The organism is Variovorax sp. 20P10.2.4 (genome assembly GCF_058244205.1).
In genome coordinates this window covers 1-9176 of the sequence record NZ_JBZAYE010000277.1, presented here as the reverse complement: position 1 = coordinate 9176, position 9176 = coordinate 1, and the positions used below count along the sequence as shown (strand labels likewise).

The window sequence follows — 9176 nt, the reverse complement described above, 5'->3', positions numbered from 1 at the left end:
ACGCCTCTGGGCCGCGCGCTGGCCGAACTCGAGCGCTACGGCAGCACCGGCCTGGTGGTGAACGATCCGGCCGTGGCGGCGTTGCGGCTGACCGGCACTTTCGACCCGCGCGATCCGCGCACCCTGCGCCGCGCGCTGCCAAGCGCCTTGCCGGTGCGGCTGAAGGAGGCGGGCGCGGTCACCGAGCTGGTCGCTGCGCACTGAACGAGAGGCGCCGCTGCCGGGCGCCGGAAAAAATTTTCGGCGGGACTACGGTATTTCTCGCGCTTCGTGCGTCAACCCAGATGAGAACCATTTGTATTCAAAGTCTGGAAACGTAGATGAACTGCTTGAAATCGAAGCCGGCACCGCTGGCCCTGGCCCTGGCGCTCGCCATGGGCCACCTGACCGCATCGGCCCAGGCGCTGCCGGCCGACCCGGTGCCGATCAGCATCGCGGCCCAGCCGCTGGCCCAGGCGCTCAACGACTGGGCGCGCCAGACCGGCGTGCAGCTCGTGGTGCAGCAGAGCCTGGTGGCGGGCAAGACCGCGCCGGCGGTCTCGGGCCGGCTCGCGCCACGCCAGGCGCTCGAACAATTGCTGGCCGGCAGCGGCCTGGCGGCCAGCGTCGAGAGCAATGCGGTGGTCATCCGAACCCTGGTGCCGGGCGCGTCCAACGCGTCGTTGCCGGCCGTCACCGTGCAGGCCGAGGGCGAGCAGAGCGCCACCAGCCGCGTGCAGGGCTACGTGGCCCGGCGCAGCGCCACCGCCACCAAGACCGACACGCCGATCATCGAGACGCCGCAGTCGATCTCGGTGATCACGGCCGACCGCATCGAGGCCATGGGCGCCACCAACCTCAAGGACGCGCTGGGCTACACGCCGGGCGTGTCGACCACCACCTACGGCGCCGACTCGCGCTACGACTGGATCTCGCTGCGCGGCTTCGATGCCTACTCGCCGGGCTTCTATCTCGACGGCCTGCCGCTGCGCAACAACGGCACCTGGGGCGTGTGGCGCACCGAGAACTACGGCTCCGAGCGCATCGAGCTGCTGCGCGGCCCCTCGTCGGTGCTCTACGGCATGAGCGGCCCGGGCGGGGTGGTGAACGTGGTCAGCAAGCGGCCCACGGCCGAGCCGGTGCGAGAGCTGCAGGTGCAGTTCGGCGACAACGCGCGGCGCCAGATCGCGGGCGACTTCGCGGGCCAGCTCGACACCGAGGGCAAGCTGCTCTACCGCATCACCGGCGTGCTGCGCGATGCGCAACTGCCGGCCGCGAAGGAGGCCGACGACCACAGCTACATCGCGCCCTCGCTGACCTGGAAGCCCTCGGCCGACACCAGCTTCACCTTGCTGTCGATGTTCACGCGCTCGCGCGGCGGCGTCTACACGCGCGCGCGGCCCACCATCGGCTCGCTCGAGCCCACCGCGATCGGCACCTACATCCCGTCGAAGCTGTTCACCGGCGAACCTGGCTTCGACAAGTTCAACCAGGACCAGCGGATGATCGGCTACCAGTTCGAGCATCGCATCAATGACACCTTCACCGTGCGGCAGAACGCGCGCTATGCGGCGCAGAAGCTCGACTACCGCGGCGTGCAGGCCTCGGGCTTCGTGACCCTGAATCCCGAGGACGCCAACGACATCGCCAACTTCACGCAGCTCTCGCGCAGCGTGTTCGGCAGCCGCGAGAACATCGGCGCGGTGGCGCTCGACAACCAGCTGCAGGCCGATTTCCGCACCGGCGACGTGACGCACAAGCTGCTGGTGGGGCTGGACTACCAGCGCACCCGCATCGACCAGGTCACCTTCAGCGGCGGCAGCGCGCCGCCGCTGAACATCTACGCGCCGGTCCATGGCGGTGCCTACGACATCCCGGCGCCGTACTTCGACGGCATCACGCGACTGAACCAGACCGGCCTCTACCTGCAGGACCAGATCAAGTGGGGCGAGCGCTGGTCGCTGACCCTGGGCGGGCGCTACGACGACGCCGAGAGCACCGTCTTCAGCCGCCTCGACGGCTCGACCCAGCGCATGCGCGACCACAAGTTCACCAGCCGCGCCGGCCTGGTCTACCTGCACCCGAGCGGCTGGGCGCCGTACCTGAGCTACACCGAGTCGTTCGTACCCACCGCCACCATCGACCCCGTGTCGGGCAACCCCTTCAAGCCCGAGGGCGGCAAGCAATACGAAGCCGGCGTGCGCTACCAGCCGCCCGGAGGCAAGGCGCTCTACAGCGCCGCCGTCTTCGACCTGAAGCGCAACAACTACATCAGCTACGACGCCGACTTCGTGCCCAAGCAGACCGGCGAGATCTCGGTGCGCGGCCTCGAGCTCGAGGCCACGGCCGAACTGGTGCCACGCCTGAACTTCACGGCCTCGTATGCCTACACGCCGCGCGCCATCGTCACGGCCAGCGCCAACAGCGCCGAGATCGGCAAGCAGGCCACCGCGGTGCCGCGCCACCGCTTCTCGGTCTGGGCCGACTACCGCTTCGCCAACGGCGTGAAGCTGGGCCTGGGCGCGCGCTACACCGGCACCAACTACGGCGACGGCGAATCCACCGCGCCGACCAAGGTGCCGGCGGTGACCGTGTTCGACGCGATGGTCGGCTACGACATCGACCGCTGGAGCCTGGCGCTCAACCTGCGCAACCTCACCAACAAGACCTACTTCGCGAACTGCGGCTACGTGGCCTGCTACTACGGCTACCCGCGCACCGCGGTGGCCACGGCCACCTACCGCTGGTAGGCCTCAGGAGCGCGGCATCAGCTCGTAGAAGTCGAAGCCGTTGCTGCGTCCGCCGAGGCAGCCGGCCAGCGTGTCCTCGACCTTGCGCCACAGCGCGAGCCGGTTGCGCCACTTGCGCACGCTGTGGCCCTCGTCGGGAAAGCTCAGGAAGTCCACCGGCCGGCCGAGCCGGCGCAGCTCGGCCACCACGTCGTCGGAATCCTGGCGCAGCACGCGCACGTCGTTGGCGCCGTGGATCACCAGCAGCGGCGCCTCGATGCGCTCGAGCTGCGACACCGGCGAATCGCGCAGCATGCGCGCGCGTTCCTCAGGCTGGTTCACGTCGCCGAAGAAGCGCGCGAAGTAGTGGCGGTTGCGCCAGAACGGCGGCCAGTTCTCGATCACGCGCGGCCAGTTGGCCACGCCGACGATGTCGATGCCGCAGCGGTAGCCGTGCGGCTTGCGGATCAGTTGCGAGAGCACCGAGAAGCCGCCGAAGCTGGCGCCCAGCACCGCCATGCGCCGCGGATCGGCCACGCCCTGGTCGACGGCCCACTGCGCGGCCTCGGCGATGTCCTGCTGCAGCCGGCCGCTGGTTTCGCCCGCGCCCGCCATCATGAAGGCGCGGCCGTAGCCGCTCGAGCCGCGGTAGTTGACCTGCAGCACCGCATAGCCGCGGTTGGTGAGCATCTGCACGGTGTTGAAGCCCGCGGGCAGCCAGCTGTCGCGCGTCCACGGGCCGCCATGGATGCTGATCACCAGCGGCGCCGGGCCCTGCACGCCGCGCGGGCGCGCGAGGTAGCCGTGGACCTGCAGGCCGTCGGAGGCCTTGAACGCGAAGGGCTCGGTCGACGAGAAGAAGTCGTCGCCGTTCTCGCGCGGCGGAGGGGTGAGGCGTGCCAGCGCCTGGCTGTCGCGGTCGAGCAGCAGTTCGACCGTGCCGGTCTCGGTGACCGCGCGCAGCACCATGCGCCGCTGGTCGAGCGTGCTGCTCTGCGGGCGCGCGATCACGGGCTCGGCGGCGAGCCAGCCGCGCTCGCGCGCGCGCTTCATGGCGGCGGTCACCTCCGCGTCGAGCGTGGCGTCGAGGTAGCGGATGCGCGGGCGGCCGGGCTCGGAGGTCCAGGCCTGTGGCGCGCCCTCGTTCGGCGGGAAATAGACGGCCCCGAGGTCGACCTGCGCGTCCTCGGCCAGCACCTTCTCGGCGCCGGTGGCCAGGTCGGCCTCGACCAGCACCAGCTTGTCGCGCCCGATGTTGCCGAGCGCCCAGAGCCGGCCGCCGCCGCGGTCGATGCGCAGCGGCGCGTAGGCATCGAAGGCCTCGATGGTCTTGAAGGGGCGCCAGCTGCCGTCGCCCTGGCGCAGTTCCATCAGCAGGTCGGAGCCGTCGACGCTGCCGAGCTGGCGCATGCGCGCGGCCAGCTCGCGCCGGGTGTCGACGTACCAGGCGACCACGCGGCTGCCGGGCTCGCCGCGCGCCACCTCGCGCACGCTGCGGGTGCGCGGGTCGGCCTCGAACAGGTCGAGGCTGGTGCGGTCGTTGCGGTTGCTCGTGAAGAAGAAGTTCGGGCTGCCGGGCGCGCCGCCGATGACGCCGGCCGAGCGCACGCCGGGCCAGGGCGTGACGGCCCAGGGCCGGGCCTCGGGCGACTGGCTGTCGAGCACGAAGATCTGCGTGTTCTCGTCGCCGCTCGCGTCCTTGAGGTAGGCGATGTGGCGGCTGTCGGGCAGCCAGGCGTAGGCGGACGCGTTCGCGAGCGTGCCGGTGGCGAAGCTGCGCGTGCTGGTCGACTGCACCGTGGCCGCGTCGGCGCTGTCGCGCACGGCCAGGCCCACGTCGGTGCCGACGGTCTGCACCCACAGCAGCTTGCGGCCGTCGGGCGACAGCACGTGGCCGCCGACCGTGTCGACATTGGCGACGAAGCGGCGCATCGGCACCAGCGGCGGCAGCGTCCGGTCCTGGCGGGCCTGGACCAGCGCCGGATGGGTGGGCGCGGTGGCGCAGGCGGACAGCAGCAAGGCGCCGGCGGCGCAGGCCAGGGCGAGCAGGGCGGTGGGGCGAAAGTCGCGGCGCATGGTTCCGGTTCCAGGAGACGGTGGCCGCCGATTGTGCGAAGCCCGACCTTGGGCGAAGCCAAAGATGGCGCGCCCTGTCTTTGGCTGGCCCCAAGGTCCGCGCGCGCACAATCGCCGCGTGCACATCCTGCTGATCGAAGACGACCTCGACCTGGGCCGCGCGCTGCAGGCCGCGCTCAAGGTGGACGGCCTCACGAGCGAATGGCTGCGCCGCGCCCGCGACGCGCCGCGCGTGCCCGACGCGGCCGTGTTCGACTGCGTGCTGCTCGACCTCTCGCTGCCCGACGGCAACGGCTTCGAACTGCTGGCACGCTGGCGCGGCGAGGGCGGCACGGTGCCGGTGATCGTGATCACCGCGCGCTCGGCGGTCGAGGACCGGCTGGCCGGCCTCGACGGTGGCGCCGACGATTTCGTCATCAAGCCCTTCGCCACCGCCGAGCTGATCTCGCGCATCCGCGCGGTGCTGCGACGCTCGGCGCGCCAGGCCAGCGAGGTCTGGACGCTGGGGCCGCTCTCGATCGCGCCGCGGCGCCACCAGGCCACGCTGGCGGGCAGCGCGCTCGAGCTGTCGCCGCGCGAGTTCAGGCTGCTGCTCGAGCTGGCGCGAGAGCCCGGCGCGGTGGTCGCCAAGGGCGTGCTCGCGCAGCGGCTGGAACCGCTGGGCGAGCCGCTGGACTTCGCGGCGGTCGAGGTCCACGTGTCGAACCTGCGGCGCAAGATCGGCGCGACGCGCGTGCACACGGTGCGCGGCGTGGGCTACATGCTGACGCCATGAGCCGTCTGTCATTCGCCTGGCCCGGCCCCAGCATCGGCCGGCGCGTGCTGGCCGCGATCCTGATCGCCTTCGTCGGCGTCTGGCTGATGCTGCTGGCCTACTTCTACGTCGAGTTCCGCCAGGCGCTCGCGGTCGACCAGGGGCTGAAGAAGCTGGGCCGCGCGATGAGCGCCTCGCTGCGCGAGGTCGACAGCGACGCGCAGGCGGTGGGCGTGATGCGTTCCACCGCGACCCAGTTCAGGACCCTGCGCATCAGCGGCAATCCGGGCGGCAGCGTGTGGATGGAACTGCGCCGGCGCGACGATGGCACGGTGCTCTACCGCTCGGCTGCGCTCGGCGACCGGGTGCTCGACGCGCCGGCGCCGCAGGTGATCGAGCGCGATTTCGATGGCGTCTCGTACTGGGTCCACGGCACCGAGGCCGGCCGCTGGCGGCTGCAGCTCGCCGAGCCGCGCATCACGGGCTGGTGGGTGCTCGAGCGCAACGCCACGCGCCTGCTGCCCTACCTGCTGCTGGCCTTCCCGATCGTGCTGCTGCCGGTGTGGCTGGCGGTGCGGCTCGGGCTGCGGCCGCTGCAGCGGCTGGCCGACCTCATCGCACGGCGCGGCAGCAGCGACCTGTCGCCGATCGGCTACGACCCGCCCCAGGCCGAGCTCAAGCCGCTGACCTCGGCGCTCGAACGCATGCTGCGCCAACTGCGCGACAAGCTCACGCAGGAGCGCGCCTTCGTGCACGACGCGGCGCACGAGCTGCGCACGCCGATGGCGGTGATCGCCGCGCAGGCCCATGCGCTGGCCGGCGCGGCCGACGCCGCCGAGCGCGAGCGCGCGCAGCTGCATCTGGAGCAGGCGATCGCGCGTGCCTCTCACCTCACGCAGCAGCTGCTCGACCTGGCGCTGCTCGACGATGCGCAGCCCTCGGCGCCGAAGCGCGTCGACGTGGCGCAGTTCGCGCGCGGGCTGCTCGCGCAGGCGGCGCCGCAGGCCATGGCACGCGGCATCGAGCTGGCGCTCGAGGCGCCCGACAGCCTGCAGGCGGAGGTCGATGTGCCGGCGCTGCAGTCGGTGCTCGAAAACCTGCTGCACAACGCGATCCGCCATGTGCCCGACGGCGCGCAGGTGGCGATGACGCTGCGTGTGGAAGACGGCCGCCTCGCGCTGCTGGTGGCCGACGACGGGCCCGGCATTCCCGAGGCCGAGCGCGAGCGGGTGTTCGAGCGCTTCCACCGCGGCGAGGGCGCGCACGAGACGCCGGGCTCGGGCCTGGGCCTCGCGATCGTGAAACAGGCGGTGCACCGCATGGGCGGCGAGGTGACCATCGTCGACGGCCTGGCACCGGGGCGCGGCGTGGGTTTCAGCGTCCGGCTGCCGCTTGCGGGCCGCACGAACACTTACGGCTGAAGGGCATCGCCCGGGTTGACAGGGGCCGCGCGCAGCTTCGATACTGAACTTGCAGGTTCATCAATCAAGCTCCAAGGAGATACCCATGCAAAGGATCGTTCCCTGCCTCTGGTTCGACGGCAATGGCGAGGAGGCATTGAAGTTCTACAGCGCGATCTTCCCGAACTCGCGCGTGACCGATACCCTGTTGTGGGGCGACGTGAATCCCGCCAAGAAGGGCTCGCTGCTCACCGCCACCTTCGAGCTCGACGGCCAGGCGTTCATGGTGCTCAACGGCGGTCCCGAGTACAAGTTCACCCCGGCCATCTCGATGTACGTGAGGTGCGAGACCCAGGCCGAGGTCGACCACTACTGGGACAAGCTGCTCGAGGGCGGCGGCCAGCCGGTGCAGTGCGGCTGGCTCACCGACCGCTTCGGCGTCTCGTGGCAGGTCGCGCCCGACGCGATCATCCGGATGTTCCAGGACAAGGATCCCGCGAAGGCCAAGCGCGCGATGGAGGCGATGATGAAGATGGTCAAGCTCGACATCGCCACCGTGAAGAAGGCCTTCGACGGCGCTTGATCGCTACACCAGCCGGTGGATCGCCTTCTTGCGCCACACCAGCTGGTAGTACGCGGTCTGCAGCAGCAGCATCGCGCCGAAGGTCACCGGGTAGGCATACCAGATGCCGTCCAGGCCGATGCGGTGGCTCATGAACCAGGCCACCGGCACCTCGAGCCCGAGCAGGCAGGCGATCGAGATCAGCGTGGGCACCAGCACCGAGCCGCTGGCGCGCATGATCCCCGACAGCGCCGAGGCCATGCCGAAGATCACCAGGCTCCACAGCATGATGTGCAGCAGCTCCTGCGCGATCTCGATCACCGGCGCGCTGGTGATGAAGAAGCCCATCAGCGGCCGCGAGAACAGATAGCCCAGCAGCACCAGGCCGCCGGTGAGCAACAGGTTCATCATCAGCGCGGTGCGCGCGATGGCGCCGAGGCGGTCGGCGCGGCCGGCACCGATGGCCTGCGCGCCGAGGATCGAGGCCGTGATCGCGATCGAGATGGCCGGGAACTGCACATAGGCCACCACCTGGTTGACCGCGCCGTAGGCGGCCGTGGCGCTGGAGCCGTAGCCGTTGACCAGCGACAGCAGCACCACCTCGGCCAGCGCCACCACGATCATCTGCACGCCCGTGGGCACGCCGACCTTGAGCACGGTCTTGAGCAGTTGCGGGTCGATGCGCATGCTGCGCAGGAAGGCCGCGTCGGGCGCGAGCGGGCTGTTGCGCTGGCGCAGCCGCCAGCCCAGCCACAGGGTCGCCACCAGGAACGAGAGCACCGAACCCCAGGCGCCGCTGGTCACGCCCAGCTGCGGCAGGCCGCCCCAGCCGCGGATCAAGGCGGGCGTGACGAGCATGCCGATGGTGGTGGAGATCAGGAGCGTGAGCAGCGGCGTGACGGTGTCGCCCACGCCGCGCAGCATCGCGGTCGAGATCAGGAACACGAACACGCCGGGCATCGCGATCAGCATGATCCGCGCATAGCGCGTGGCCTCGGCCAGCACGTCGGGCGGCGTGCCGAGCGCGGCCAGCAGCGGCGTGGTGAAGGCGCCGCCGAACACCGCGATCACCAGGCCCATCAGGATGCCCACGCTCAGCGTGGTGCCGGCCACCGCCTTGGCGCGGGCGACGTCGCGCGCGCCCCAGGCCTGGCCGATCAGCACCGAGGCGCCGGCGCCCAGGCCGATCACGAAGGCGATGAAGAAGAAGAACACCGGGAAGAAGCTAGAGACCGCGGCCAGCGCGGTCACGCCGATCATCTGGCCGATGTAGATGTTGTTGAGCGTGCCCGACAGCGACTGCAGGATGTTGCTCAGCAGCATGGGGGCGAGGAAGAACAGGAAGGTCTTCCACAGGGCACGCGGCGCGCCCACGGGTGCCACGGGCGTGCCCTGGAGGCCGCTCGGGTTGGGGGCTGTGTCTGTCTTGGCGTTCATTCGTGGGTCCAGCTCGCGCCGGAGAGTTCTTGGAGGTGGGCCCGCAGGTCCTCGGGCCAGGTCGAAATGTGTTGCTCGAAGCGCTCGCGCTCGAGCGCGAACAGGGCGCGCATGGCTTCCTCGAAACCGGGCAGGTTGCCGGCCAACACGGTCATCACGCCGTAGGTGGCTTCCCGCGCCGCGCGTGCGGCATCGCGCCCTGCGTTGACGCGGCGTGCCTCGTCGATCAGCCGGCGCAG

7 protein-coding genes and 1 pseudogene are annotated in these 9176 nt (G+C 70.7%); 5 read left to right on the top strand and 3 right to left on the bottom strand.

What is annotated here, in order from left to right:
• A pseudogene (locus tag AC27VN_RS23225) lies at positions 1–204 on the top strand (FecR family protein); the annotation flags it as partial.
• Between the two features lie 116 nt (positions 205–320).
• Entirely contained in the window at positions 321–2729 is a 2409-nt protein-coding gene (locus AC27VN_RS23220) for a TonB-dependent siderophore receptor (RefSeq protein ID WP_490878039.1), read from the top strand.
• A gap of 3 nt (positions 2730–2732) precedes the next feature.
• Here the strand turns inward: AC27VN_RS23220 and AC27VN_RS23215 are convergent, their stop codons facing one another.
• Positions 2733–4784, bottom strand: coding sequence for a S9 family peptidase (locus AC27VN_RS23215; RefSeq protein ID WP_490878038.1), 2052 nt, complete (start codon positions 4782–4784; stop codon positions 2733–2735).
• A 118-nt stretch (positions 4785–4902) separates the two neighbouring features.
• On the opposite strand from AC27VN_RS23215, the gene AC27VN_RS23210 reads away from it, so the two are divergent.
• The 3 genes from AC27VN_RS23210 (at position 4903) to AC27VN_RS23200 (ending at position 7521) form a co-directional block, all read left to right on the top strand.
• Positions 4903–5559 (top strand): response regulator, encoded by a 657-nt coding sequence (locus tag AC27VN_RS23210; RefSeq protein WP_093342454.1) that lies wholly within the window; start codon positions 4903–4905, stop codon positions 5557–5559.
• Positions 5556–6959: a sensor histidine kinase gene (locus AC27VN_RS23205; protein WP_490878037.1), complete on the top strand. Its 1404-nt coding sequence runs from the start codon at positions 5556–5558 to the stop codon at positions 6957–6959. The genes AC27VN_RS23210 and AC27VN_RS23205 overlap by 4 nt, the downstream gene beginning before the upstream one ends.
• 85 nt (positions 6960–7044) lie before the next feature.
• Positions 7045–7521, top strand: a complete 477-nt coding sequence (locus AC27VN_RS23200; protein WP_057590272.1) for a VOC family protein — start codon at positions 7045–7047, stop codon at positions 7519–7521.
• Positions 7522–7524: 3 nt separating this feature from the next.
• Here AC27VN_RS23200 and AC27VN_RS23195 read toward each other — a convergent pair whose 3' ends face one another.
• Positions 7525–8937, bottom strand: coding sequence for an MATE family efflux transporter (locus tag AC27VN_RS23195; RefSeq protein ID WP_093341991.1), 1413 nt, complete (start codon positions 8935–8937; stop codon positions 7525–7527).
• On the bottom strand, positions 8934–9176 hold a 243-nt coding region (locus AC27VN_RS23190), incomplete at its 5' end, for a DUF2239 family protein (protein ID WP_490878036.1). The genes AC27VN_RS23195 and AC27VN_RS23190, both read right to left, overlap by 4 nt.